At 64.0% G+C, this 23,944-nt stretch carries 17 protein-coding genes; 11 read left to right on the plus strand and 6 right to left on the minus strand.

The window, feature by feature from the left end; all coding sequences use genetic code 11:
- The first annotated feature begins 109 nt into the window (after positions 1–109).
- The 4 genes from ISP15_RS02925 to ppk1 all read left to right on the plus strand — a co-directional run bounded on the left by ISP15_RS02925 (position 110) and on the right by ppk1 (position 6,410).
- The gene (locus ISP15_RS02925; protein WP_404544887.1) at positions 110–1,792 is read left to right on the plus strand and encodes a M48 family metalloprotease; all 1,683 of its coding nucleotides are present in this window, start codon (positions 110–112) and stop codon (positions 1,790–1,792) included.
- Positions 1,793–2,130: 338 nt separating this feature from the next.
- Positions 2,131–2,820: a phosphate regulon transcriptional regulator PhoB gene (phoB, locus tag ISP15_RS02930; protein WP_404544889.1), complete on the plus strand. Its 690-nt coding sequence runs from the start codon at positions 2,131–2,133 to the stop codon at positions 2,818–2,820.
- A 97-nt stretch (positions 2,821–2,917) separates the two neighbouring features.
- Positions 2,918–4,210 (plus strand): phosphate regulon sensor histidine kinase PhoR, encoded by a 1,293-nt coding sequence (gene phoR / locus ISP15_RS02935; RefSeq protein ID WP_404544892.1) that lies wholly within the window; start codon positions 2,918–2,920, stop codon positions 4,208–4,210.
- A gap of 82 nt (positions 4,211–4,292) precedes the next feature.
- A complete protein-coding gene (gene ppk1 / locus ISP15_RS02940) occupies positions 4,293–6,410 on the plus strand; it encodes a polyphosphate kinase 1 (RefSeq protein WP_404544894.1) in 2,118 nt (705 codons plus the stop codon).
- A gap of 112 nt (positions 6,411–6,522) precedes the next feature.
- On the opposite strand, the gene ISP15_RS02945 is transcribed toward ppk1, so the two are convergent.
- Entirely contained in the window at positions 6,523–7,707 is a 1,185-nt protein-coding gene (locus ISP15_RS02945; protein WP_404545333.1) for an alpha/beta fold hydrolase, read from the minus strand.
- Between the two features lie 681 nt (positions 7,708–8,388).
- Between ISP15_RS02945 and ISP15_RS02950 the strand changes: the two genes are divergently transcribed.
- The 3 genes from ISP15_RS02950 (at position 8,389) to ISP15_RS02960 (ending at position 11,496) form a co-directional block, all read left to right on the plus strand.
- Positions 8,389–9,888, plus strand: coding sequence for a Ppx/GppA phosphatase family protein (locus ISP15_RS02950; RefSeq protein ID WP_404545336.1), 1,500 nt, complete (start codon positions 8,389–8,391; stop codon positions 9,886–9,888).
- 214 nt (positions 9,889–10,102) lie between these two features.
- Positions 10,103–10,768 carry a peptidylprolyl isomerase gene (locus ISP15_RS02955; RefSeq protein WP_404544898.1) on the plus strand — a complete coding sequence of 222 codons (666 nt, stop codon included), beginning with the start codon at positions 10,103–10,105 and terminating at the stop codon, positions 10,766–10,768.
- A gap of 2 nt (positions 10,769–10,770) precedes the next feature.
- Positions 10,771–11,496 carry a UDP-2,3-diacylglucosamine diphosphatase gene (locus tag ISP15_RS02960; RefSeq protein ID WP_404544901.1) on the plus strand — a complete coding sequence of 242 codons (726 nt, stop codon included), beginning with the start codon at positions 10,771–10,773 and terminating at the stop codon, positions 11,494–11,496.
- A gap of 186 nt (positions 11,497–11,682) precedes the next feature.
- Here ISP15_RS02960 and ISP15_RS02965 read toward each other — a convergent pair whose 3' ends face one another.
- The 5 genes from ISP15_RS02965 to ISP15_RS02985 form a co-directional block, all read right to left on the minus strand.
- Positions 11,683–12,669, minus strand: a complete 987-nt coding sequence (locus ISP15_RS02965; RefSeq protein WP_404544903.1) for a malate dehydrogenase — start codon at positions 12,667–12,669, stop codon at positions 11,683–11,685.
- Between the two features lie 62 nt (positions 12,670–12,731).
- A complete protein-coding gene (locus ISP15_RS02970; RefSeq protein WP_404545338.1) occupies positions 12,732–13,931 on the minus strand; it encodes an aminotransferase class I/II-fold pyridoxal phosphate-dependent enzyme in 1,200 nt (399 codons plus the stop codon).
- Positions 13,932–14,123: 192 nt separating this feature from the next.
- Positions 14,124–14,618 (minus strand): YidB family protein, encoded by a 495-nt coding sequence (locus tag ISP15_RS02975; RefSeq protein WP_404544906.1) that lies wholly within the window; start codon positions 14,616–14,618, stop codon positions 14,124–14,126.
- A gap of 131 nt (positions 14,619–14,749) precedes the next feature.
- Entirely contained in the window at positions 14,750–15,259 is a 510-nt protein-coding gene (locus ISP15_RS02980) for a peptidylprolyl isomerase (RefSeq protein ID WP_404544909.1), read from the minus strand.
- Positions 15,260–15,363: 104 nt separating this feature from the next.
- On the minus strand, positions 15,364–17,169 hold the full coding sequence (locus ISP15_RS02985) for a 3-hydroxybutyrate oligomer hydrolase family protein (RefSeq protein ID WP_404544912.1): 1,806 nt from the start codon (positions 17,167–17,169) through the stop codon (positions 15,364–15,366).
- A 225-nt stretch (positions 17,170–17,394) separates the two neighbouring features.
- Here ISP15_RS02985 and ISP15_RS02990 point away from each other — a divergent pair, with 225 nt between their 5' ends.
- The 4 genes from ISP15_RS02990 to typA all read left to right on the plus strand — a co-directional run bounded on the left by ISP15_RS02990 (position 17,395) and on the right by typA (position 23,873).
- Positions 17,395–18,735 carry an ABC transporter permease gene (locus ISP15_RS02990; protein WP_404544914.1) on the plus strand — a complete coding sequence of 447 codons (1,341 nt, stop codon included), beginning with the start codon at positions 17,395–17,397 and terminating at the stop codon, positions 18,733–18,735.
- A 7-nt stretch (positions 18,736–18,742) separates the two neighbouring features.
- A complete protein-coding gene (locus ISP15_RS02995) occupies positions 18,743–19,978 on the plus strand; it encodes an ABC transporter permease (protein ID WP_404544916.1) in 1,236 nt (411 codons plus the stop codon).
- A gap of 433 nt (positions 19,979–20,411) precedes the next feature.
- Positions 20,412–21,788 (plus strand): DUF3089 domain-containing protein, encoded by a 1,377-nt coding sequence (locus ISP15_RS03000; RefSeq protein ID WP_404544918.1) that lies wholly within the window; start codon positions 20,412–20,414, stop codon positions 21,786–21,788.
- A 255-nt stretch (positions 21,789–22,043) separates the two neighbouring features.
- Positions 22,044–23,873: a translational GTPase TypA gene (gene typA, locus ISP15_RS03005; RefSeq protein ID WP_404544920.1), complete on the plus strand. Its 1,830-nt coding sequence runs from the start codon at positions 22,044–22,046 to the stop codon at positions 23,871–23,873.
- Positions 23,874–23,944: the final 71 nt, after the last annotated feature.

Consider the following 23,944-nt stretch of genomic DNA (forward strand, 5'->3'; position numbering starts at 1 on the left):
GAAAACTCCGGAATGACTTGCGCCGTAAATGGCGGCGGCAACTTTAAAAACAAGCTGAACTACGACCTGCTGGCAGGGTCCCTGATGGTATTGTCATCGATCTATGAACATGGCACCACGACAGCTCCCTGATCGTCTGCTGACCGCGCTGTTACTGGCCGGGCTGACTTTTGCCGCCGGCGCCCAGGACAAGCCGGACGACATCCGCCTGCCCGACCTGGGCAGCTCGGCCAATGCCTTGATCTCCCCGCAGGAAGCGCAGGACTACGGCGCGATGATGCTGCAGCAGATGCGCGCGCTCGACATGGTGGTGAACGATCCGCTGCTGGACGACTACATCAATGACCTGGGCTTCCGGCTGGTCGCCAACTCGGCCAAGCCGAAGGACCACTTCGCGTTCTTTATCGCCAGGGATCCGGTGATCAACGCCTTCTCCGCCCCGGGCGGCTACATCGGCATCAATTCCGGGCTGATCACCATTACACGCAGCGAAGATGAGCTGGCTGCGGTCATGGCCCACGAAATCGGCCATATCACGCAGAACCACCTGCAACGCGCCTACGAGTCGGCGAAGAAGGATACGCCACTGATGGCGCTGGTCGCGCTGGGCGCGATCGCCGCCGGCGGCGTGGCCGGTGGGCAGGCCGCCGCAGCGGCCCTGATCGGCGGCCAGGGCGTGCTGATGCAGAAAGAGATCAACTTCACCCGCAAGGATGAAGCGGAAGCCGACCGCACCGGCATCCAGACCCTCGCCAAATCCGGTTTCGACCCGAACGCCATGGCGGGTTTCTTCCAGCGCATGGAAGATGTGATGAGCGCCGATGCCGGCGGCGTGGACGTACCCTCGCTGCTGCTGGACCATCCGGTCACCGCGCAGCGCATCAGCGATGCGAAAGCCAGGGCGACTGCGCTGATCGCCGCACAGAAGGAGCAGCCCAGCGGCAATCTGCTCGACAAATCCAGTTGGTCCCGGCAGACGGCCCCGATCGCCTATGTGAAAGACCCAACCACCCTGCTCGCCCCCAGCCACCAGGCCGGCCAGGAACCCAGTACCTACTTGCTGATGCGCGAGCGCGTGCGCGTGCTCTCCGACGACGCCTACCGCATGAGCACGTACTACAGCAGCCTGCTGGCACGTTCGGACGGCAGCTATGACACGCTCGAAAACCACTATGGCTATGCGCTGGCGCTGACGCGCAGCGACCAGGGCAGCAAGGCGATCGAACAGTTGCAACCGCTGCTCGGCAAATATCCGGGCAGCCTGGTATTGCGCCTGGCGATGGCCGACGCGCGCCTGCAGGCCGGCCAGCGCGCCGCGGCGCTGGATATCTACGCCGCGCTCAATACGCAATCACCACGCAACAAGGCCATCGGCGTGGCTTACGCCAACGCACTGACCCTGGGCGGCAGCAAGGCGCAGGCCGCACAGGCCGCCGACATGCTGCGCCCGATGCTGGAAGACACCGACGAACCGGACCTGTTCACCGCCTACGCTCGCGCCAGCGAACGCGCCGGGGATGCCGTGCGCGCCGGCGAAGCCTACGCCCAGGCCAGTTACCTGTCGGGCCGGCCTTTTGACGCCATGGAGCAGCTGAAAACCCTGCTCAAGCGCAACGACCTGGACTACTACGCCCGGGCCCGCATCCAGGCCCACATCGCCGACCTCACCCCGCTGGTGATGGAGCTGCGCAAGCGGCGCATTTCCACCGACGACAATCCGGATGGCAGCGGGCAGTTTGCGTCGCCGTCCGGTACCCGGATGGGCATGGTCCGCGGCGAAAGCGAACCTTAGGCCTGCTGGAACCATTCGCGTGGCCCGCGCCGAGAGCCATTTGCTCGCCAGACTAAGGAAGAGCGACGCCATCTGGCGGGCCAGCAGACCCGGCCCTTCGGGTTACCGTTGGCGTGCCAGCTAGCGCGGCTGGCCTTGGCAGGAGGCCGGCCGCGCCTGCGCCGCGCACTGCCGCCTGACAGCCACGCAACGCTGACGCGGGCCACGCGAACAGGCCCCTAAAGGGCGTTTCCTGTGCTATCGAAGGTTCCGGCAGCCTGTTCCCGCCGCTTTGTCATGAGCGCGTAACATTGCACCGCTGCAATATTTGCGTCATAGGCCACCCCATCGGATCCAGCGTGCACAAACGCATCCTTATTGTCGAAGACGAAGCCTCCATTCGCGACATGGTCGCCTTCGCCCTGCGCAAGGCCGGCATGGATACCGCGCAGGCCGCCGATGCGCGCGCGGCGCAGATGTCCATTGCCGAGCAGGTGCCTGACCTGATCCTGCTGGACTGGATGTTGCCCGGCACCAGCGGCCTGGACCTGGCCCGCCGCCTGCGCAAGGAAGAACTCAGCCGCGAAGTGCCGATCATCATGCTCACCGCGCGCGGCGAGGAAATGGATCGCGTCAACGGCCTGGAGGCCGGGGTCGACGATTACGTGGTCAAGCCGTTCTCCACCCGCGAACTGATCGCCCGGATCAAAGCCGTGCTGCGCCGCAGCCAGGGCGATGACGGTTCGGGCATGGTCGAGCTGGGCCGACTGCGCATCGACGGTCCGGCGCACCGCGTGTTCGCGGGTGACGAGCCGGTGCCGATCGGCCCCACCGAATACCGATTGCTGTATTTCTTCATGACCCACCCGGAACGGGTGTACTCGCGCGCGCAGTTGCTCGACCACGTATGGGGCGGCAGCGTCTATGTGGAAGAGCGCACCGTGGACGTCCATATCCGTCGCCTGCGCAAGACGCTCGAACCATGGAAGCTCGAGGACATGGTGCAGACGGTGCGCGGCGCGGGCTACCGCTTCTCGGCCAGCCCGTGACGACAGCGACGGGGAACAGCGGACCCATCGAAGCAGCATCGCGCGCTGCGCTCTTTCAACGTTTACCCTTGTCCGTTCCTCTTCACGGCAACACGTCATGACTCCAGCCTGGAGCGTCTGGAAATTCTCCCTTGCTTCAAGCGCCGGGCTGGTCGTGGGCGCACTCGCCGGCTGGCTGGCCGGCGGCCATGTGGCAAGCGGCGTGGCGATTGTCGCGGTGGCCGAGATTGTCTTGCTATTGACGCACTTGCGTCACATCGCCAAGCCCATGATGAGCTTGCCGACTGCCTCGCCGAACAAGAATCCCGATCAATCCCGGCATGACCGATTCATGATGCGCTCCCGACGCCTAGCCGCCAATCTGCACGACCTGCGCCGCGCCGCCGGCAACCTGCCGGACGCCATCGTGCTGCTCGACCAGGACCAGCACGTGCGCTGGTTCAACCATGCCGCGGAAAGCCTGCTCGGCCTGCGTCGTCCGCAGGACCGCGGGGTGGTGTTGAAAGACAAGCTGCACAACTCCGAATTGGCCGGCTGGCTGCAGGAAGCCTCACCAGAGCCGCTGAACGATGTGAGCGCGCCAGGCCAGCCAAGCCGCCACATCAATGTCACCCTGCTGCCATTCGGCCAGCGCCAGCGCCTGTTGCTGGCGCGCGATATCAGTCATATGTCGCGGCTGGAACAGATCCGCCGCGACTTCGTCGCCAACGTGTCGCACGAATTGCGCACACCATTGACGGTTATCCACGGCTACCTCGAGCTGCTCGATCCGGAAGACGTGCCGCAGCTTGCGCCGGTGCTCGGCGAGATGCGCACGCAGTCCAAGCGCATGGGCCAGATCGTGGAAGACCTGCTAACGCTGTCACGGCTGGAAACGCAGGATCACGTCAGCGAGGAGCGCGTACCGATGGCGCCACTGCTCGCCACCCTGCGCAAGGAGGCCGAAGCGCTGAGCCAAGGCCGCCACAGCATCACGCTGGAATCGATCGCCGAACTCGACCTGCTGGGCTCACCCAAGGATTTGCACAGCGCGCTGTCCAACCTGGTCAGCAACGCAGTGCGCTATACCCCGACCGGCGGCCGCATCACCGTGCGCTGGGAACGTACCGCCGAGGGCGCCAACTACTCGGTGACCGACACCGGCTACGGCATTCCCACCGATCACCTGGCGCGCCTGACCGAACGTTTCTACCGCGTGTCGTCGAGCCGCTCGCGTGACAGTGGCGGCACCGGACTGGGCCTGTCGATCGTCAAGCATGTGCTGGGATTGCATCAGGCGCGCCTGGACATCCGCAGCACGCCCGGCCAAGGCTCCACCTTCACCTGCTGTTTCGGCCGCGAGCGGCTGCTCGCACCAGAGGTGCACGATAAGCCGCTCGAAGGCAACTGAACTGCCGCCCTGATTACAGAACCTTGAACAGGTTCTTACCGATACGTAGGCGCGATACCGGCTCATGAGTGAGAATGGCCGGATGCCGCGCCGCCAAGCCATTCAACCCATCGTCCACGAAACGCCCCAGCCCGAGCTGTTCCTGAATCGCGAGCTGGGCGCGCTGGAATTCAATTTCCGCGTCCTGGCGCAAGCCTGCGATCCAGGCGTGCCGCTGCTGGAGCGATTGCGCTTCCTCAGCATCGTCGCCAACAACCTGGACGAATTCTTCGAAGTGCGCGTGGCGATGCTCAAGCATCACCATCATTTTGGCTCCGACGCGCCCGGCCCCGACGGCATGGCTTCCGGCGAATTGCTGGCGCACATTCGTGAGCGCGTACTCGACCTGGTGCGTGCGCAGCACGCCACCTGGCAGGACGAGCTAAAGCCCGCACTCGCCGCCGAAGACATCCATTTCCTTACCCGCAAGCAATGGACACCGCGCCAACGGCGTTGGCTGCAAGGCTATTTCGAGAATGAAGTACTACCGGTGCTTTCGCCGCTCGGGCTCGATCCGGCGCATCCATTCCCGCGCATCCTCAACAAGACCCTGAACATCGCGGTAGTGCTGCAAGGCCGCGATGCATTCGGCCACGAAGGGCATATGGCCCTGGTGCGTGCACCGCGCTCGCTGCCGCGCATCATCCGCATTCCGGACGAAGTATGCGGCAAAGGCGATCACTACGTATTCCTGGCCGAGCTGTTGCAGGCGTTCGTCGACCTGATGTTTCCCGGCTTCAAGGTCGCCGGCTCGTATCAGTTCCGCGTCACCCGCAACAGCGAATTGATCGTCGAAGAGGAAGTCGAGAACCTGGCGCTGGCGCTCAGCGAGGAATTGCTCGGGCGCGGCTACGCGCGCCCGGTGCGACTGGAGATCGGCAGCGACTGCCCGCAATCGATCGTCTCGATGCTGATCGGGAACTTCGAACTGGAAGAAACCGACGTCTATCGCTGCGATGGTCCGGTCAACATCATCCGCGTCGGCCTGGTGTACGACGAGCTCGACCGCCCCGCCCTGAAATTCCCGCGCTTCACACCGACCAAGCCTGCCGCCCTGGTCAGCGCCAAGAACATGTTCGATGTACTCGGCCAGCGCGACATCCTGCTGCACCATCCGTATGAATCGTTCGGCACCGTGATCGACCTGCTGCGCGAAGCGGTGCAGGATCCGGACGTGCTGGCGATCAAGCAGACGCTGTACCGCGCCGGCAAGGACACGCCGCTGGTCGACCTGCTGGTGGAAGCCGCGCGCAACGGCAAGGACGTCACCGTCGTGATCGAGCTGCGCGCGCGTTTCGACGAGGAGGCCAACATCCGTCTGGCCACGCGCCTGCAGGAAGCCGGCGTGCAGGTGGTCTACGGCGTGGTCGGCTTCAAGACGCACGCCAAGATGATGTTGATCGTGCGCCGCGAGAACGGCCACCTGCGCCGCTACGTGCACTTGTCGACCGGCAATTACCACCAGGCCAACAGCCGCCTCTACACCGACATCGGCTTGATGACCTCGCACCCGGATATCGGCGAAGACTTGCACAAGGTGTTCCAGCAACTATCCGGGCTGGGACCGATGATCAACCTCAAGCGGCTGCTGCACTCGCCTTTCACGCTGTACAAAAGCGTGGTCGAGAAAATCGAGCGCGAGGCGACACACGCGCGCAACGGCCGACCGGCTCGCATCGTCGCCAAGCTCAATGCGCTGAACGAATCGCATGTGATCGAGGCGTTGTACGCGGCGGCGCAGGCCGGCGTGGAAATCGACCTGATCGTGCGTGGCGCTTGCGCCCTGCGGCCAGGGCTTCCAGGGGTTTCCGAGCGCATCCGGGTGCGCTCCATCGTAGGCCGCTTCCTTGAACACAGTCGCGTGTATTGGTTTGCCAACGATGGCACGCCGGAGATCTACTGCGCCAGCGCCGACTGGATGGAACGCAATCTCATGCGTCGCATCGAAGTGGCGTTTCCGATCCTCGATCCACAGCTGGCCGCGCGCGTCTACGACGAGACGCTCGCCAACTATCTCGCCGACAACACGCAGGCCTGGCTGCTGGGCAGCGATGGGCATTACACGCGCGCCACACCGGGCGATGCAGCGCCGCATTCGGCGCAGGAAACCTTGCTGGCACGCCTTTGCAACACCCCCTTTTCCACGGCGATGCCCGCCTGACCGGCCTCATGGTCATTGCGCGATGGTGCGCGCAGCAAGACCAAGTCCATGCATACGCAGCACCGCTGCGCCTGGAGCCAATTACGTCGCCAGTCGCGGCGGCCCGATAACGCTATTGATCGCGCGTGACTTCGGCCGGAGCAGCATCGCCTGCCTTTTGCGCCAATGGCAGGGCATCGGCTACCAGGTGCACCAGGAAACGTCCCGGCTGCTCCTGCATCATCATGTGCGCGGAGTCAGCGAACACCACTAGTCGCTTTGACGGCGCCTGGATGGACGCGAACCATTCCTCCGCCAGTTCGTGCGGCGTGGTGTAGTCGTGCTGCCCCACGTACACGAGCACCGGGCAGCCGAAATGCGTGACATGATCGAAATCGACCGCCAGCAGCGGCTGCAGCAGGTGATCCAGCGAGAACAGGCTGCCCTTGCCGATCGCATCGAGATCGGCCGTGCTGTAATCGGGCGACAGCGATTCGGCGTCCTCTTCGAACTGGTAATCCTGGCGACCATAAGCAAGGCCGCCGTAATACATTTCCCATTTGCTGCGCACGCCGATGCGATCGATAGTCAGCGCGTTGCCGGGATAGGGCGCGATGGCTTGCAGCTCGCGCACGGCCTTTTCGTTGTCGTGCGCCTTCGCTTCGCGCAAGGCGAAGTCGTAGCCCAGCGCCTCATTGCGGCGTCCGTTCACAACCTGTCCCACCGAGATGTAGGCGTAGAACCAGTCCGGATGCCTTTGCGCCAGCTGCACGCCAAGCACCGTGCCCCAGGAATGCCCAAGCAGGAATATTTTCTGCTTGCCAAAACGCTGGCGCAGGTATTGCACTACCTGCGCGGCGTCATCAGTCATGCCATCGACAGTCATTCCCGGCGCCATCGCCCGCTCCGCGTTGGAGCGATAGGTTTTGCCGGCGCCGCGCTGGTCCCATTGCACCACAGTGAAGTAATCCTCCCAGGGCGTCTGGAACGTATAGGCTTCGGGCATGGCCGGAGAAGCGGGGCCGCCGTGCAGGAACAGCATGATCGGGTTGCGCCGGTCCTTGCCGCGGATCGATAGCCACTGATTGATGCCATTGATGCGCACCTGGACCATGTCATCGATGCCGTTGGGCGAGACGATCTTGCGATTGTCGTCGAGAATCCGGGTGACCTCGTCGCGCGACATTGACGACGCCTTGTCCCGGGCAGGCGCAGCCGCCGCACGGGATACATCCGCGGGCGCCGCGGCGCTGGCGATACCCACCGCGCTCATGCCGAGGGTCAATGCCAGTAGAAAAAGAAAGGGAATGCGTAACATGCTCAATGGAAATCTCCTGAAACCAGCTATTTGGCAACCTGCGGGGCGCAATGAAGCCGGCCACGATGGAATGACGACAACTTGCAAAAAAAAGCAGTGTTGTTTGCATCAATCCCGAGCAAAGCGTGTGCCAGCGAAAACCCGCGAACCGATCGAGTCATTTCAAGAGCTTGCATGTCGCCCACGATTCGACGCCGCTGTCCGCGGACAACATCGGACGTCCGAACCATGCCGCTTGCCGGAAGCAAGCTTCTGGAACGTTTTTTTCCCGCAGCCCGGTAGCAGGCTGCCATCGGCGCAATCGCGCCATGTGCTCCGGATGCCCGTGCTTTCCAAAGGCCACAGGCAAGGGCGGCAGGCCAGCCGGCGCCGGGCGCAGGGCTTCGCGTGTCCGTGGATGCTCCAGCGCCACGCCGGGGACGTCGGCCCGAAAACAGGCGCGTCAATCATCCGGGCTTGCTGGGTGCCTGCCGATACATGCGAAGATTCGCCGATGCCTGGATTGTCCCCAAGTTCCAAACCGCCATTCCAGCTCCGGCCGGAATCCAGTAAAACCCGATGGCGAAGCGGTCCACATGGGCTGAAGCGCTGCCATGGCTCGCTTCGCTTGATGCCGGCGCGCGCCGGCGCAACTACTATCCCGCACCAACCAGGAGCCCCGGCGTGAGTCTCGGCGACCAGATGCAGATCAAGGATGGCGAGCTGATGGCCGCCGTCGACATCGGCTCGAACAGTTTCCATATGGTCGTTGCACGCATGGAGCACGGAGAACCGCGCGTGATCGATCGCCTGCGCGAAACCGTGCGCATGGCCGCGGGCCTGCGTGCCGATGGCACGCTGGACGCCGGGCATCGCGCACGCGCGCTCAATTGCCTGGCCAAGTTCGGGCAGCGCATTGCCGGCATTCCCACCATGCGCGTGCGCGCCGTGGCCACCAATACCGTGCGGCGCCTCGCCTCGCCACAAGCGTTTCTCACCGCGGCGGAAATAGCGCTCGGGCATCCGGTGGAAGTGGTCTCAGGACGCGAGGAAGGCCGCCTGATCTTTCTTGGCGTAGCGCACGACCTGTCCGCTTCGCGCGATCCACGGCTGGTGATCGACATCGGCGGCGGCAGTACCGAATTCATCATCGGCCGCGGGCTGGCGCCGCTGCATACGGAAAGCGTGCAGGTCGGCTGCATCGCCTCCACCCAGCGTTTCTTTCCTGGCGGCAAGCTCACGCGCAAGCGCTGGCAACGCGCGCGCAGCGAAGTCGGCGTCTTGCTGCAGCAGTTCTCCGAGGAATACCTGGAAGCCGGCTGGACCGATGCCTACGGTTCTTCCGGCAGCGCCAAGGCGATCGGCGCGGTGGTGCAGGCCATGAAGCTGTCCGATCACGGTGTCACGCCCGCATCGCTGGCTGCGCTGCGCGATGCCCTGCTCGACCAGGGCCAGATCGGCGCGCTGAAGCTGCCGGGCCTGGCCGAGGAACGCGCCCAGGTGTTTGCCGGCGCCGTAGTGATTTTCGAAGCCGCGTTTGCCGCGCTCGGCATCCAGCGCCTGCAGGTATGCGAAAGCTCGATGCGCGAAGGCCTGCTATGGGACCTGATCGGCCGCGCCGGCGGCAGCGATCCGCGCACCGCCAGCATCGATGCCCTCGCTAACCGCTATGGGGTCGACCGCGCCCAGGCGCGCCGCGTCGAATCCACCGCGATGATGCTGTTCGACCAGGTCGCGGCCAGTTGGAAACTCGATGCCGAAGCGCGCGAATGGCTGTCCTGGTCCGCCCGCGTGCATGAAATCGGCCTGGCTATCGCACACAGCCAATACCATCACCACGGCGCTTACATCCTGCGCAACGCGGACCTGGCCGGCTTTTCGCGACAAGAACAGCACCTGCTGGCCGCCATTACCCAGGCCCATCGCCGCAAGCCGGACAAGACCGTCTTCTCCGCCCTGCCGCAGCGCTATCGCCAACTGGCCAAACACATTACCGCCCTGCTGCGCCTGGCCGTGCTGTTCCGTCGCGCGCGGCGGGCCGAATCGCTGCCGTCGATGCGCCTGACCGCCACCGCCCAGCGCCTGGGCGTGCAGCTTCCCGCCGCCTGGCTGGAGCAGCACCCGCTCAGCCAGGCCGACCTGGAACAGGAAATCACGCCGATGGCGGAACTGGGGCTGACGTTGTCGCTCAGTACGCAATAAATAGCTGTTTCTTTCTCTCACCTGCGGGTATGCCGAGGTGAGCGGCAACCCGGCAAGAAATTGCCTTTTGCGGCCTTGAACAAACCACCCTCCACGAGAGCGTCCCTCACCGCCCCTCTTCCACGGCAATAGGACATCGGCATTCAGCACAATGAAGCCATAGGCGCTCGCGGCCGCGTATCATGCCCGGATGTTTCCGCCACGCTCACCCGTCATGCCCAAGCATCTGCTGACTGTCCTCTTCCTGCTGGCCGCTCCGCTCGCCGTGGCGCAGACGGCCAAACCGGCGGCCGTTACCGCGGCACCGGCCGTGGCCGATCCCACGGTGGTGCTGCATACCTCGCAGGGTGATATCACGCTGGAATTGTTCGCGGACAAATCGCCCAAGAGCGTCGCCAATTTCCTGCGCTACGTGCATGAAGGGTTCTACGCCGGCACCGTGTTCCATCGCGCCATCCCGGGCTACCTGATCCAGGGCGGCCTGTACACCCGGGAACTGCAGCCGCGCCGCACGCATTCGCCGGTGCCCAGCGAAGCGGACAATGGCCTTTCCAACGTGCGCGGCACGATCGCCGTGGCTCGCGGCGCCGACCCCAATTCCGGCACATCGCAGTTCTTTATCAACCTGGTCGACGACCGCCGCCTCGATTATGTCGGCAACCAGAGCGGCCTGACCTGGGGGTATACGGTGTTCGGCAAGGTGGTCAAAGGCATGGACGTGGTCGACAAGATCGCCAGCCTGCCCACGCACGCCCAAGGCCCTTTCGCCGCCGACGTGCCCAACCCGCTGGTGGTGATCGAAGGCGCGAACGTGGCCGGCGAGGAAACGCCGGCCGCCGCGGCTTCGGCCGCGGGCACGCCGGCTGCCAAGCGCAAGTGACCATGGGCAAGCTGTTCATTGCCGACCTGCACCTGGACGACAGCCGACCGCAGATTACCGCGCTGTTCGAACACTTCCTGGCCGGCGACGAAGTACGTTCCGCCGATGCGCTGTACATCCTCGGCGACCTGGTCGAAGCCTGGATCGGCGACGACGACGATGCCGAACTTCCGCGCCGCATCGCTCGCGCGACACGCGCCGTGCGCGATGCGGGCGTACCGGTGTACTTCATGGCCGGCAACCGCGACTTCATGCTCGGCGAGGCGTTCGCCGAACGCGCCGGGCTCACCTTGCTCGACGATGGCGTGGTGCACGATCTCTACGGCACGCCCACCCTGCTGATGCACGGCGATGTGCTCTGTACGGATGATGTTGCCTACCAGGCGGTACGCCGCACGGTACGCGCTCCGCAATGGAAGGCGCAGGTATTGTCGATGTCGCTGGACGCACGCCGCGCTTTTGCCGCCAAGGCGCGCGAAGACAGCCGCGCGCATACCGCCAGCACCCAGGAAACGATCATGGACGTCAACGCCGATGCCGTGGCGCAAGCCATGCGTGGCGCCGGCGCCACGCACCTCGTGCACGGACATACCCACCGGCCAGCCATCCACCACTTCGATCTGGACGGCCAGAAGGCCGAGCGTATCGTGCTCGGCGACTGGTACGAACAAGGTTCGGTGCTGCGCGTCACTGCCCAAGACCGCGAATTACGCAGGCTGCGGGAATAAGTCGCCAAGCATCATCGGTAACCGCGGCCATGTCGAATCGGACGCGGGCATTTCCATTTTGGCCACGGCCGGAATGGCGGTGACGCAGGGCGCATGACACGTTGCCGCGCCCAGGGAGGCTCTCAAAGCAAACGGCCATCCTTGCGGATGGCCGTTTGCCATGGCGATCAGGAAAAACCCTAACCCTTACTTCTTTGCAAACAAATGCTCGACGCCGGCGCGCTCCTCGCGCAGCTCCTTGTTGGTGGCGTCCATGCGGGCGCGCGAGAAATCGTTGATGGCCAAGCCTTGTACGATCTCGTACTTGCCGTTCTTCACGGTTACCGGATAGCCGTAGATCACGCCCGGCTCGATGCCATAGGAGCCGTCGGACGGAATACCCATCGATACCCAGTCGCCTTCCGTCGTGCCAAGCGTCCAGTTGCGCATGTGATCGATCGCGGCCGACGCGGCCGACGCGGCGGAGGAAGCGCCGCGCGCCTTGATGATCGCGGCGCCGCGCTGCTGCACGGTCGGGATGAAATCCTTTTCATACCAGCCCTGGTCGATCAGGCTCAGCGCGGCCTTGCCGTCGACGGTGGTGTGGTGCAGGTCCGGATACTGCGTGGAGCTGTGGTTGCCCCAGATGGTGACTTTCTTGATGTCGGTGGTGTGCTTGCCGGTCTTCTCGGCTAGCTGCGACAAGGCACGGTTGTGGTCCAGGCGCACCATCGCGGTGAAGCACTTCGGATCGAGGTCCGGCGCGTTCTGTTGCGCGATCAGCGCATTGGTATTGGCCGGGTTGCCGACCACCAGCACGCGCACGTCGCGCTTGGCGTGATCGTTCAGGGCCTTGCCCTGCGGCGAGAAGATCGCGCCATTGGCTTCCAGCAAATCCTTGCGCTCCATGCCTGGGCCGCGCGGACGCGCGCCGACCAGCAGGGCGTAGTCCACATCCTTGAAGGCCACGTTCACGTCGTCGGTGGCGACCACGCCAGCCAGGGTCGGGAACGCGCAGTCGTTGAGCTCCATCACCACGCCCTGCAGCGCGGGCAACGCCGGGGTGATTTCGAGCAGGTGCAGGATCACCGGCTGGTCCGGACCGAGCATGTCGCCGGCGGCGATGCGGAACAGCAGGGCGTAACCGATCTGGCCGGCAGCGCCGGTCACGGCAACACGAACGGGGGCTTTCATCGTGGGAACTCCTTCAGGCACATAAACAAGGCCCGCATCCTGCGACGCGGGCCAGCAGGTAATCAACTCAACTCAGCAAAGAACTCGGCAATGCGGGCCAGGCCGGGTTCGAGCTGTGCGGTTGGACAGGTATAGGAAATACGCATCGCGCGCGGCTCGCCGAAAGCCGAGCCCGGCACGCAGGCCACGCCCTTGGCCCCGAGCAGCGCGGCGCAGAAATCGACGTCGTTCTCGATACGCGCGCCGTTGTGGCTTTTGCCGAACGCGGCCGAGATATCCGGGAAAGCGTAGAACGCCCCCTGCGGACGCGGGCACACCAAACCCGGGATGTTGGCGAGCGCAGCAACCACGATGTCGCGCTTGCCGGCAAATTCCCTGCACTTGGCCTGGGGAATCTCCTGCGGGCCACTGAACGCGGCCACCGCCGCGGCGGTGATCACTTCCGGCACGCTGGTGATGTGGTTGGAGTTGAGCGTAGTCACCGCCTTGGCGACCGATTCCGGCCCTGCAATCAGGCCCACGCGCCAACCCGGCATGCCATAGGTCTTGGATACCGAGTCGACGAAGATCAGCCGCTCGCGCAGTTCCGGCCTGGCAAACACGAAGTTGTGATAACCCAGGCCGTCGAACACCATCGAGTTGTAGATATCGTCGGTGACGATCCAGGTATCCGGATACTTTGCCAACACCTCGGCCAGCGCGGCGATTTCCTCGCGCGTGTAGACCATGCCGGTGGGGTTGGACGGATTGTTGAACAAGAACACTTTCGGCCTGCGCGCCAGTGCGCCGTCGAGCTGTTCGGGCGTGAGCTTGTAATGCTGCGACGGGCCACAGTGCAGCACGTTGGCTTGCGCGCCCACGATATCGGCGATATCGCGATACGTGGTCCAGTACGGCGCGGCAAAGCAGATTTCATCGCCTTCGTTGAGCAGCGCCTCGGCCAAGTTGTACAGCACCTGCTTGGCGCCGATGCCGATCGAAAGGTTCATGCGACCGTAGCCGGTGAAACCCAGCGCCTGGATGTGCTTGAGAAAGGCATCCAGCAGCGCGTCCGAACCGCGATTGCTGCCGTATTGGCCGCTATCGTGCGAAAGCGCCTCGCGGGCTGCCGCGTAGACATGTTCGCCAGGAAGGAAATTCGGTACGCCAATGGAGAAACTGATGATGTCGCGGCCGGCAGCCTTCAGCTGCTTCGCCGTTTCGGCAATGACCATGATCGCGCTGGGTTTGGCGCGGCCGACACGCTGGGCGAGCTGGGGCATGGCTTCCTCGGTGGGGAACGGAAACAACAAACCCTCGGATTTTAGCATGCGGCGGCGCGTCACCCGCAGCCCCGCCGAGGCCATGCGCGGTGGCTATGGCACTTCGAGCGTTGCGGCTCGCTGCCGCCAGGCAAACAAAAAGCACGGCAGGTTCGTCCCGTCGTGCTTTATTTGCTTTTACCGGAACGGTACCTAGGCGGTCTTGGTTGCCAGTAATTTTTCCGCCAGGCCGCCGAGCATCGACAGGTCGAAACCACCGCCGCCGCTTGCCGGAGCCTGCCCGCCTGGCGTCAGGTGATCCACCGCATGCGGCAGCACTTGCGCCAGCTGGCCGACCAGCTGCGCGGGATCGACGCCGAGCTTGCCCGCCGCACCGGAAACGACCGAATCCAGGCCGGATTTCTGCAATGCCTGATTGAGCTGGTCGCCCGAGATCGCCTGGTTGGCGCCACTGCCGATCCAGGACTGCACCGCATCGCCCAGTCCGTGCTGCTGCAAGGTACTGGCAAGACCTTGCACGCCACCGGCTTGCTGGATCAGCTGCCCGGCCACCGACACCAGCGAGTTGGTTCCTTCGCCCTGGTTGCCGCCTAATAGACTGCTCAAACCGCTAAGTAACGACATCGCTGCGCTCCTTTTGCTTGAGGGGTCCAACCGCTGGATTCTATGTCCACGCCGGCTACACAATCGTAACGAGGACGTGAAAAAACAATGCTCGCGTTCGGTACCCGGCGTTCAACGCAGCCGCGTTTTCCGGCAATGAAAAGCCGCCGCGCAAAGCACCGCGACGGCTCCTGGCCCTGGCTTATGCAGATGACTTAGCCGCGCTGGTCCAGGACTGCGTTCCATTCCTTCAAGCGCTGGGCCTGCTCGGCCAGCAAGGCGTCAACGTCGCCTTCGACCGTGATTTTCTCGATCGTGTCGCCCTGCTGGATCGCGTCCACCACAGCCTGGTCTTCGGCACTGACCACTTCGCCGAACACACTGTGCTTGCCATCCAGCCAGGGCGTGGCGCCATGGGTGATGAAGAACTGGCTGCCGTTGGTGCGCGGGCCAGCGTTGGCCATGGACAGGATGCCCGGCTTATCGTGGCGTAGCGAGGGATGGAACTCGTCCTCGAAGCGATAGCCCGGGCCACCGCGGCCGCTGCCTTCCGGACAGCCGCCCTGGACCATGAAGTCGGCGATCACGCGATGGAAGGCCAGGCCATCGTAATAACCACGGCGCGCCAGGTTGACGAAGCTCGCCACCGTTACCGGGGTTTTGTCGTCATGCAGGCGCAGGTGGATCGGGCCGCGGTTGGTGGTGATCGTGACAGTGATGGCCATGGATGTTCCTCGTAGGTGCTAACGGTGCGCCCGGATCGGGCGGCCAATCGGTAAGGATAACCTCACAGCGGCGAAAGTTATTGAGGGGAATGTCTTCACCGAGTTCACAAGCCCAGCATGGATGACTGCAACGCCCCTGCGCCACGTGGCGCACTCACCGGAACCGGCAGGTGCGTCGGCCACGGCTGGTCCCGATACAAATGATCCCAGAGCCGGTCCAATGCCGCGTAGCCGTAAGGCAGCAAGGGCAGGTGCCGGTCGCCGAATCCAGGCAGCGCAAGCAATGCATCGAAGTGCTGCGCATGCGGCACCTTCCAATACAGCGGCTGTCGGCCATGGGTGCGCAGCCAATGGATATAGGGCTCGGAAGTGAACACGGCCGGCAGCAAGCCGTCGTCCGCACCATGCAACACGGCTATCGGCAGTTCGGCGCGCGGCAAGTGCGCCGCCAGTGCCGCGACCGACGCATGCAGCGCCTGTGCATCGGCGCCGCTGCCCATCCACAACGCGCGCAGGCATTGGATGCCGGCCAGCGACGGATCGGCACTGGCATCCATGCCACCGGACAACCCCACGCCGTTGCCTGGCGGAACGCCGGATGCGTCGGCCCACCAGCTTGCGCGGATCGCTTCGTCCGCGGCGCCGGCCAGGTCGTCGACCATGGCCGCGTAGCGATAGCCGCATGGCATGTCGCCCGCGCCACGGCGCAGGTACGCCGATGCATAGGCCGCACCGATGACGCGCCACAGGTCGAGCATCGTGGACAACGCCGCGGTCGCCATCGCCTGGTCGGTCCAGCCGCTAGCGCGCAAATACCGGCAAGCTTCCGCCGCCTGCGCATCGAGCGTGGCGGTTTTCAACAAGCCCGTGGCATGCAGGCTCGCACAGCGCGCGACTCCCGCGGCATGCGGCGCGCCGCACGCATCACGTGCGAACGGGATGGACGCGAAGCTCGCATCGGCCAGCGCACACGGCAGCCAGATCGCCGCTTCGGTCATGTAGTCGAACAGCGCACGTCCGTGGCCCGGCGTGTGCACGTTCGGTGCCAGCGCGACCACGCCGGCCAGCAGGTGCTGGTGGTCGAGACCCGCCGCCTGCAATACTGCGCCGCCGCCATTGGAGAGGCCGGTCGCGATGATCTTGGTATTCTGCGGCGTGAACGGTGCCTGCTCCGGGAACGCACGATCGAGCATCGCCAGGCCGAACCGCGCCGCCTGCATGACGTGCCGGTCCCAGTCGGCCTCGGGATGATCGCCCGAGTTCGCATGCTTGACCGCCACGCCCGCGCCGCGCATGGCAACGGGCTCGAATTCCAGCATCGCCGTGCCGCGCCTGACGCGCGCGCCATCGAGCGTCACGCCGCTGTCGTCGGAAAAATCGAAGTAGCCTGAACCGGCGCCCTTGTCGGTATAGGCGACCGCGCAGCCGCGCGGCAAGCCCCAGGCGCCGGCCAGCGCGATCGCGCCGTAAATGCCACGCGAACCGGAAGATGCCGTCACCACCAGGCACCGACGCGCAGGATCGAAGTTATCGGGTACTTGCAGCAGGACGCGATGCGGCGCATGCGCACCGGGAATTTTTGCGAACGCCTGGTATTCGCGGCCAGGCACGTCCGGCACCGCTCCGTACACGGTGCCGTATCCGCCAAGCGGCCCGAGATCGGCAATGCCCTTCCAGCTCGTGTAGATCGCGCGGCGGCGCAACGCTTCCGGCGCAGGATGCCGCGCGTCCGCAAAGGGCGGCGGCAATCCTTTCAGGCCATCCAGGCCAAGCCCGGCACTGAGCAGATCATCATGGTCGCGATGCGCGGTAACGCGCACGTCGCCTTGCACGAATTCGATTTCCTGCATCGAAGATTCCGCCGAAAACGCCCCTGCAGGAGCGGCCGCCAGAATTTTACGGTGATTCATCCGACCACCTTAGCAAGTTGCTGCGACCGGTTCCCAGGGAAGTACGACCGGTCCACCGGCTTGCCGGTTCGACGGCGCCGCGCGCAACGACATTTGCCGCCGGCGTGCGCGCAGGTGCACACATGCACCGGCATCTTCACATTTCCTATACCCCTCGCCTGGGCGTTATATGGGGTCTGGGGAGGCATTGAACGCCGCTCGACAACAGCACAAGGGATAGGGAACGTGCTCGGGTACTACTTTGATCTGGCCGTGCGCAGCTTGCGGCGCGACAGCGTGCTTACGCTGCTGATGATCGTCACCATTGCGATAGGCATCGGCGCCAGCATGACCGCGCTGACGGTGTATCACGTGCTGGCGCAGGATCCGTATCCCGGCCGCAGCGGCATGCTGTATCGGCCGCAGCTGGATCCGCGCGAGCTTGCCGATCGCAGCCCTAATTTCAGCGGCGATAGCGATGAACCTTACGCGCAGCTGAGCTGGATCGACGGCATGAACCTGCTGCACGCCAAGCGCGCCGATCGGCAGGCGCTGATGTCGACCGCTTCCTTTCGGGCGGAGCTGCCCGACGCCCAGGTCGAGCCCACGCATCCGTTCGGGCTTTTCACTACCGCCGACTTTTTCGGCATGTTTGGCGCCCCCTTTCGCTATGGCCATGGCTGGAGCGAAGCAGACGACCAGGACGAAGCGCGCGTGGTAGTGATCAGCGACACGCTCAACGACCGGTTGTTCGGCGGTGCCGACAGCACCGGCCGCACGCTGCTGTTGAACAGCGTGCCATTCCGCGTTATCGGCGTGCTCGCGCCATGGCGCGTCCTGCCGCGTATCTACGGGTCCTACTCGCCGATCGAATTCACCGATACCCATGAAGCCTACGTGCCGCTGGCCGCGGCCATCGATTCGGGCCTGCGCATAGCCGGTGCATCGCAATGCTGGAGCGGCAAGCTCACGCTTCCGCGGGATAACCAGCAAAAGAAAACGGCGCCGTGTGCCTGGCTGCAGATGTGGGTGCAACTGGATAGCGCGGCCAAGGTATCGGCCTACCGCGACTTCCTCGCGCACTATTCCTCGCAGCAGAATGCGCTGGGACGTTTCCAGCGACCGCCGAACATCCGTCTTCGCAACGTGTACCAGTGGCTGGACTACTACCAGGCAGTACCGGCGGAATCGCGCCTGCAAGCGTGGCTGTCCTTTGGCTTCTTGCTGGTCTGCCTGATCAATGCCACGGGCCTGATGCTGGCCAAGTTCATGCGCAGCACCGGCGCATTGGGGGTGCGGCGCGCGCTGGGCGCCTCGCGCCGTGCCGTATTCGCACAGCTGCTGGTCGAGGCGGGAATGATTGGCCTTGCCGGTGGACTGGGTGGCGTGCTGGTCGCCTACGGTGGCCTGTGGCTGGTGCGCTGCCAACCCGATGGCGATATCGACTACACCTCGCTGGCTTATATGGACATTCGCATGCTGATCGCCAGCTTTGTATTCGCCCTGATCGCCAGCTTGCTGGTCGGCCTGTTGCCGGCATGGCGCGCCTGCCAGGTGTCGCCTGCGCTGCAATTGAAAACGCAATGAGTCCAGCATGAACCTGCGGCCCATCCTTAGCGCGCTGCTGCGCCATAAAGTAATCCTGACCTTGTTGATCCTGGTGATTGCGCTCAGTTGCGCCGTCGTCAGCAACAGCGTGTTCCTGATCGCGTTGCACTTGCAACGTTTGCACCTGCCCGCCGGCTTCGACGAAAACCGCTTGCTGGAAATCGATGCGGACAATCTGCTTGCGTCCGGCAGCGCGCAAGCCAGGGCGCACACGCGCGAAGCCTTGGCGGCATTGCGGCAGATTCCTGGCGTGCAAGCCGTGACCCTGAGCAACGTGGCGCCCCTGGATGCCACCGCATTCACGCCGGGATTCATTGCCTTGACCGCCAAGGATGCCGAATCCATGTCCGGCCCGATTGCCGACCTCTATGGCGGCGAGGGCTTTGCCCAGACCGTGGGACTGCGGCTGGTGGCTGGCCGCTGGCTGGATCCTGCCAGCTTTGTCGATTACGCAAACGTTTTCAAACCCGATGCCGCCGTCTCTCCTCCGGAGGCGCTGATCACGCAGGCCCTGGCGCAACGCATGTGGCCTGGGCAGAATCCGCTCGGCAAACAGTTCTATTTCCGCGCTGGCCACCCGCCGACAACGGTCGTGGGCGTAGTCAGGCATCTGGTGCGATCAGTGATCTTTACCGACGGCGGCAGCGATTACAGCGTGATCCTGCCGATGCGCGTCTGGCTGGACGATGGCGCCTACTATCTGATCCGTACAGATGCCGACCAGCGTGCCCGCGTATTGCATGCAGCGGTCGCCGCGTTGCACAAGCTCGATCCGCACGAGGCGATCATCGAGCAGCGACCGCTGGCGGATGCACGCACCGAGCAACTCGGCAAGGACCTGGCCATGGCCAGCATGCTGGGCGGCTTGTGCGTCGCGTTGCTGCTGGTCACCGGCCTGGGCATCGTCGGCTTGAGCAGCTACTGGGTGCAGCAGCGCCGCCGCCAGATTGGCGTGCGGCGAGCATTGGGCGCTACCCGCGCCGACATCCTGCGCCATTTCATGACCGAGAATTTCGTGCTTACCAGCCTTGGCGTCGCGCTGGGCATGGCGCTGGCGTATGGCTTGAGCATGTTGCTGATGCACTACTACGAATTGCCGCGCCTGCCGTGGTTTTATTTTCCGGCCAGCGCGCTGGCGCTCTGGGCGACCGGCCAGTTCGCCGTGCTGGTCCCGGCCCTGCGCGCCTCGGCCATTTCACCGGCGACAGCGGCGTCAGGTTGAAGCCGCGAAAACGGTGCACGCTTCACCGTGATCACGACGGCGATTTATCCAGGCGGATCATCAAAAAGCGGGTCAGATAACGATTAGCGCGACGCGCTTCGCTCTTTCTCGGCAAGGCGCCGGATTTTCACGTCGCCAGAACAATCCTCGCTTTACGTTCGCGCTGCTTCACGCGATCGATACGTCGATGGCGATGTGGGTAACCGCACGGTTTTTCCTCAGCTATTTTTTGATTGAACCCGAAACGCTTTTGCATGTGAGGCAGGCCATCTAGCGATGCTTGCCGGCTAGTTGTCCTGCAACCGTTGTCCAACTTTTGCAGAGGAGCAACACGATCATGTATTCGACACCCGTTTCGATTCCTTGCCACACCACCCTCTTCCACTTGAAACGAATCAAGGCTTGGGCCTGCACATCCGCCATTGCGATGGGCATGGCATTGAGCGCCACGCCATGCAGCACGCAGGCACAGACCCTTCCGGCACCCAATGCTGCGTTGCCGCTGCTCACTGCGCCGCTGGCGCAGCCGGTGTGGCTGTGCCTGCCGGGTGCGACAGGCAATCTGTGCCACCAGGACATCCACGGCAATCGCACCGACAGCGGCACACCCAGTTCCACCTATCCGCAAAGCGGCACCACGGTTCCGCTGAATGCCACCGTGGTCGACCCGGATGGAACCACCGCCACGCAAGGCCTTGCCGTTACCGCCAACCCGCCGGTCGATTGCTTCTACATCTATCCCACCGTCGATACGGTCGCCAATCCGTTATTGCAGATAGAAAACTTCCCTCCCAGTCCGCAAGACGCCGAGATGGCGACCACCTTGTCGCAGGTCGGCCGCCTGGAAAGCATCTGCCGCCTGTTCGTGCCGTTGTACCGGCAGGAGCCGCTGGGAACGCTGGCGATCCAGGACACGCTGGGTGGTCTCGAAACCTACAGCGGTCCGGGCTTCTACGATGTGCAGCAGGCGTTCCAGTATTACTGGAACAATCTCAACGCCGACCCGGTCACCGGCAAGCATCGTCCCTTCATCCTGCTTGGGCACTCGCAGGGCTCGAACGCGCTTGAGGCGATGATGCAAACCTACCTCGACGGCAATGCGAATCCCAACGCCGACGTTCGCCGTTACATGGTGAGCGCCGTGATCCTGGGCGGATTGGTGCAGGTACCGTATGGCAATCCGTATGGCAACGACAACAGCTCGACCTTCGCCACCCTGCCGCTGTGCCAGCGTTCCTCCACGGCGGAGACCATTCCGTATGGATGCGTGATCGCCTACTCGTCCTATCCGCCCGGCGGCCCGCAGAGCGGCAGCAAAAACCTGGCCGGCAACCTCACGGCCGGCGAGCAGATCGCCTGCAACAATCCGCAGGCCCTGCTGCAAGGAACCAGCCCGGGCACGAATACCGTGCTTAACGCCTACATGGGCACCGAAACACTGTTCGAAGGCAACAGTATCGATCCGAGCGGCCCGCTCCTGGTGACGCTGCTGACCACCGACCTTGGCGACACCACCTACCCCACCGGCTTCACCAACTACAACGACCCGGTCCATTGGTTGAGTGGCGAATGCGTGCAAACGGGCAACAGCCAGAACAACGTCACGTACCTGGAAGTGGACAACTACCAGGTTATCGAGAGCACCCAGAATATCGAAACAAAAACCAAAACCGCCATCGACGAACTGCTGGATAGCACCGGCATCGTTCCCGACCTGGGCCTGCACGTGGCCGATGCCAACCTCACCGAAGGTTCGCTGCTTCCCCTGTTGCAGCAGCAGACCGCCGCCTGGCAGGCCGCCAACCCCTGACCTGGCCGCTTACCACCTCCCCCTGCCGCGTGCAGGGGGAGCGTGGAGAGGCGGGACATGCGCTTGATGCCGAACACACGAAGCCGCGCCCTGGATTCCGGCACGCCAGAGCAGTGAAAAGCAAGCATCGGCGCACCGCAAAGGCGTGGCGAGGAACCACATCAAGCAAGCTGTCACATAACCCCGTATAATCCGCAGGTTAATCCCTACCGAAACCTGCGTGGCGGTCTTGCGGCCGGCCCAAGCCCTTTATCCATGTCCATCGAAAACCTGCGCAATATCGCCATCGTCGCCCACGTCGACCATGGCAAGACCACCCTCGTCGACCAGCTGCTGAAGCAATCGGGCACCCTTGCCGAGCGCACCGTGCTGGCCGATCGCGTGATGGACAGCAACGACCAGGAAAAGGAGCGCGGCATCACCATCCTGGCCAAGAACACCGCCATCAAATGGAAGGACAACCGCATCAACATCGTCGACACGCCAGGCCACGCCGACTTCGGCGGCGAGGTGGAGCGCGTGCTGTCGATGGTCGATTCGGTGCTGCTGCTGGTGGACGCGATGGACGGCCCGATGCCGCAGACCCGCTTCGTCACGCAGAAAGCGTTCGCGATGGGCTTTAAGCCGATCGTGGTGGTGAACAAGATCGACCGCCCCGGCGCACGGCCGGACTGGGTCGTGGAACAGGTGTGGGACCTGTTCGACCGCCTGGGCGCCACGCCCGAGCAGATGGACTTCCCGATCGTCTACGCCTCGGCGCTGAACGGCTACGCCAGCCTCGACCAGAACGTGCGCGAAGGCGACATGACCCCGCTGTACGAAGCGATCATGAAGCACGTGAGCAAGCCGGACGTCAATCCGGACGGTCCGTTCCAGATGCGCATCAGCCAGCTCGACTACAACAGCTTCGTCGGCCTGATCGGCATCGGCCGCATCCAGCGCGGCAAGGTGCGCAAGAACATGCAGGTCAGCATCGTCGACCGCGAAGGCAAGAAGCGCCAGGGCAAGGTGCTGCAGGTACTGGGCTTCATGGGCCTGGAGCGCATCGAGGTGGATGAGGCCGAGGCCGGCGACATCATCGCCATCTCCGGCGTGCAGGACCTGAGCATCTCCGACACCGTGTGCGCGCTGGACACCCCCGAAGCGCTGCCCGCGCTCACGGTGGACGAGCCGACCATCAGCATGACTTTCCAGGTCAACAATTCGCCGTTCGCCGGCAACAAGGACCTCAGCGGCGGCAAGTTCCTCACCAGCCGCCAGCTGCGCGATCGCCTCGAGCGCGAAACGCTGCACAACGTGGCGCTGAAGGTCGAGGAAGGCTCGGACGCCGACAAGTTCCTGGTCTCCGGCCGCGGCGAGCTGCATCTGTCGGTGCTGATCGAGAACATGCGCCGCGAAGGCTACGAATTGGCCGTGTCGCGTCCGGAAGTGATCATCAAGGAAATCGACGGCCAGAAGATGGAACCGATCGAACAGCTCGTCGTCGACGTGGAGGAAGTCCACCAGGGCGGCGTGATGGAAAAGCTCGGCATGCGCAAGGCGCAGCTGAAGAACATGGAACCGGACGGCAAGGGCCGCGTGCGCCTCGACTACATGATTCCGGCGCGCGGCCTGATCGGCTTCCAGAACGAATTCCGCACCCTGACCCAGGGCTCGGGCCTGCTGTTCCACGTCTTCGACCATTACGGCCCGAAGGAAGACGGTCCGATCGCCAAGCGCAAGAACGGCGTGATGATCGCCAACGCGGCCGGCACCACGCCCGCCTACTCGCTGGGGCCCTTGCAGGAACGCGGCAAGCTGTTCGCGGCCGAGGGCGACTCGGTGTACGAAGGCCAGCTCGTAGGCATCCACGCCAAGGACAACGACCTCACCGTCAATGCGATCAAGCCCAAGCCGCTGACCAACATGCGCGCGTCGGGCAAGGACGATGCGATCCAGCTGACCCCGGCGATCAAGTTTTCGCTGGAACAGGCCCTGGATTTCATCGACGACGACGAATTGGTGGAAATCACGCCGAAGGAAATCCGCCTGCGCAAGAAACATTTGACGGAAAACGATCGCAAGAAGGCTTCGCGCGGCGGTTGACCCTCGGCTGTCCGCGTTCCCGCAAGACAGCGGCCGGCCTGATGCCGGCGCTGTCTCCCTGTTCCGGCCAA

It is taken from the genome of Dyella jejuensis (assembly GCF_044904675.1).
GTDB classification, from domain to species: Bacteria; Pseudomonadota; Gammaproteobacteria; order Xanthomonadales; family Rhodanobacteraceae; genus Dyella_B; species Dyella_B jejuensis.

Excerpts from the sequence above, each read along its gene's own strand:
- phoR (WP_404544892.1), top strand. The coding sequence starts at position 2,918 with ATGACTCCAGCCTGGAGCGTCTGGAAATTCTCCCTTGCTTCAAGCGCC.
- ISP15_RS02950 (WP_404545336.1), top strand. The coding sequence starts at position 8,389 with ATGCAGATCAAGGATGGCGAGCTGATGGCCGCCGTCGACATCGGCTCG.
- ISP15_RS03000 (WP_404544918.1), top strand. The coding sequence starts at position 20,412 with ATGGCATTGAGCGCCACGCCATGCAGCACGCAGGCACAGACCCTTCCG.
- ISP15_RS02925 (WP_404544887.1), top strand. The coding sequence starts at position 110 with ATGGCACCACGACAGCTCCCTGATCGTCTGCTGACCGCGCTGTTACTG.
- ISP15_RS02955 (WP_404544898.1), top strand. The coding sequence starts at position 10,103 with ATGCCCAAGCATCTGCTGACTGTCCTCTTCCTGCTGGCCGCTCCGCTC.
- ppk1 (WP_404544894.1), top strand. The coding sequence starts at position 4,293 with ATGCCGCGCCGCCAAGCCATTCAACCCATCGTCCACGAAACGCCCCAG.
- ISP15_RS02960 (WP_404544901.1), top strand. The coding sequence starts at position 10,771 with ATGGGCAAGCTGTTCATTGCCGACCTGCACCTGGACGACAGCCGACCG.
- ISP15_RS02965 (WP_404544903.1), bottom strand. The coding sequence starts at position 12,669 with ATGAAAGCCCCCGTTCGTGTTGCCGTGACCGGCGCTGCCGGCCAGATC.
- ISP15_RS02995 (WP_404544916.1), top strand. The coding sequence starts at position 18,743 with ATGAACCTGCGGCCCATCCTTAGCGCGCTGCTGCGCCATAAAGTAATC.
- ISP15_RS02945 (WP_404545333.1), bottom strand. The coding sequence starts at position 7,707 with ATGTTACGCATTCCCTTTCTTTTTCTACTGGCATTGACCCTCGGCATG.
- typA (WP_404544920.1), top strand. The coding sequence starts at position 22,044 with ATGTCCATCGAAAACCTGCGCAATATCGCCATCGTCGCCCACGTCGAC.
- ISP15_RS02985 (WP_404544912.1), bottom strand. The coding sequence starts at position 17,169 with ATGAATCACCGTAAAATTCTGGCGGCCGCTCCTGCAGGGGCGTTTTCG.
- ISP15_RS02980 (WP_404544909.1), bottom strand. The coding sequence starts at position 15,259 with ATGGCCATCACTGTCACGATCACCACCAACCGCGGCCCGATCCACCTG.
- ISP15_RS02970 (WP_404545338.1), bottom strand. The coding sequence starts at position 13,931 with ATGCCCCAGCTCGCCCAGCGTGTCGGCCGCGCCAAACCCAGCGCGATC.